Here is a 1,729-nt window from a genome sequence, read left to right on the forward strand (position 1 = left end):
TGATATGCTCCCATCATAGTAGACAGTAGGAAAAACAAAAGCTTCTACTGCTACAGTGATGGGAGTTTTTCTGATGTCTAAAAGAAGTTCAATTTCTTTTGAAACGAAATTACATGTCGTACAGCGATGCTTAGAGCACAAATCAAATCCAAACTATGAAGCGAAACAGCTAGGGGTTAGCTCACACACAGTTAAAGAATGGATAAGAAAATATAGAGCAGATGGTTTGGATGGGTTAAAGGAATGGAATACGTGGAAATCATACTCAAAGGAATTGAAGCTTGCTGCTATTAAAGATGTGTTGTCTGGTCATTGCTCCGTAGAAGAGGCGACAAAGAAGCATCGTATTTCGAGTAGAAGTGTTTTGGGGAAATGGATTACCAAGTATACTAATGAGATAGAATTGAAACCTACACATAAAGGAAAAGGACTATCTCATATGAACAAAGGACGTAAAACAACTTTCGAAGAACGCATTGAAATTGCACAATATACAATCGCTAATGGTTTGGATTATCAGAAAGCGATCGAAAAGTACGGTGTATCTTATCAGCAGGTGTACGCCTGGGCTCGGAAATATCAAGCAGGCAGTGAGGATGCTCTTAAGGACAATCGCGGTCGCAAAAAGCCTTTAGAGGAACTAGATGAGCATGAACGTCTTAAGCTACGGATCAAGGAATTAGAGGCTCGAAACGAATACCTAGAGATGGAGAATACCTTCGCAAAAAAGTTGGCGGAGATCAAGCGACGAAATACACGCTAACCCTCGTTCGACAAGTAGACTTGTATCAAGCGATTCAAGAACTGAACAAAGAAAAAGGTTACGCAATTACAAAGTTGTGTACGTTAGCAGGGGTTGCTCGATCTGCCTATTACAAGTGGTTAAAATGGACGCCATCCGCCAGAGAACTTGAGAATTATATGCTAGCCAAAGAAGTGAAGCTTCGCTATGACAAGCGAAAAGGAATACTTGGCTATCGCCAAATGCACACTCAATTAAACCGAAAGCTCAAAAAGAAGTACAACAAAAAGCGTTATTACCGAATTATGCGTGCTCTTGGACTCAAAGCAATCATTCGCAAGAAGCGACCGCACTACGTGAAAGCCCCTGAGATCCATGTAGCTGAAAATGTAATGAACCGTAATTTTGATGCCCACTCTCCAAATACAAAGTGGTGTACAGATGTGACAGAACTGAAGTATGGAAATGGTCGCAAAGCCTATTTAAGCGCTATTATTGATGTATACGATAACTCCATTGTTTCATGGGTATTAAGCCATTCCAATAACAATAAACTCGTGATGGATACGCTGAAGAAGGCTTACGAGAAGAATCCCGGTGTAACCCCACTTCTCCAAAGCGACAGAGGCTTCCAGTACACGTCTCATGAGTATAATCGACTCCATATAAAATACGGATTTATGAAAAGCATGTCTCGTGTGAGCCGCTGCTTGGACAACCAACCTATTGAACGTTTTTGGGGCACTTACAAATCAGAAAGCTATTATCTTACAAAGTATGATACCTATGAAGATGTCCTCAAAGATGTTAACGAATACATTCGCTATTATAACAACTACCGCTATACAGAGTGTTTGGGTGGCTTGTCACCTAACGAATACCGACGAGTTGCATAATGAAAAAACCTCAGCTCTGTTAAACCGAGCTGAGGAAAATAAACCAACGATTTTTGTTTTTTACACTGTCTACTTGACAGGGAGCACTTCA

At 40.6% G+C, this 1,729-nt stretch carries 2 protein-coding genes; both read left to right on the plus strand.

The window, feature by feature from the left end:
• The first annotated feature begins 73 nt into the window (after window positions 1–73).
• Window positions 74–763 carry a helix-turn-helix domain-containing protein gene (locus A372_RS0100055; protein WP_019418882.1) on the plus strand — a complete coding sequence of 230 codons (690 nt, stop codon included), beginning with the start codon at window positions 74–76 and terminating at the stop codon, window positions 761–763.
• Window positions 697–1,638 (plus strand): IS3 family transposase, encoded by a 942-nt coding sequence (locus A372_RS0100060; RefSeq protein WP_237728452.1) that lies wholly within the window; start codon window positions 697–699, stop codon window positions 1,636–1,638. The genes A372_RS0100055 and A372_RS0100060 overlap by 67 nt, the downstream gene beginning before the upstream one ends.
• The last annotated feature ends 91 nt before the right edge of the window (window positions 1,639–1,729 follow it).

The organism is Paenibacillus sp. OSY-SE (genome assembly GCF_000283315.1).
GTDB lineage: Bacteria > Bacillota > Bacilli > Paenibacillales > Paenibacillaceae > Paenibacillus_B > Paenibacillus_B profundus.

Coding starts and splice junctions, on each gene's coding strand:
- A372_RS0100055 (WP_019418882.1), top strand. CDS start 74: ATGTCTAAAAGAAGTTCAATTTCTTTTGAAACGAAATTACATGTCGTA.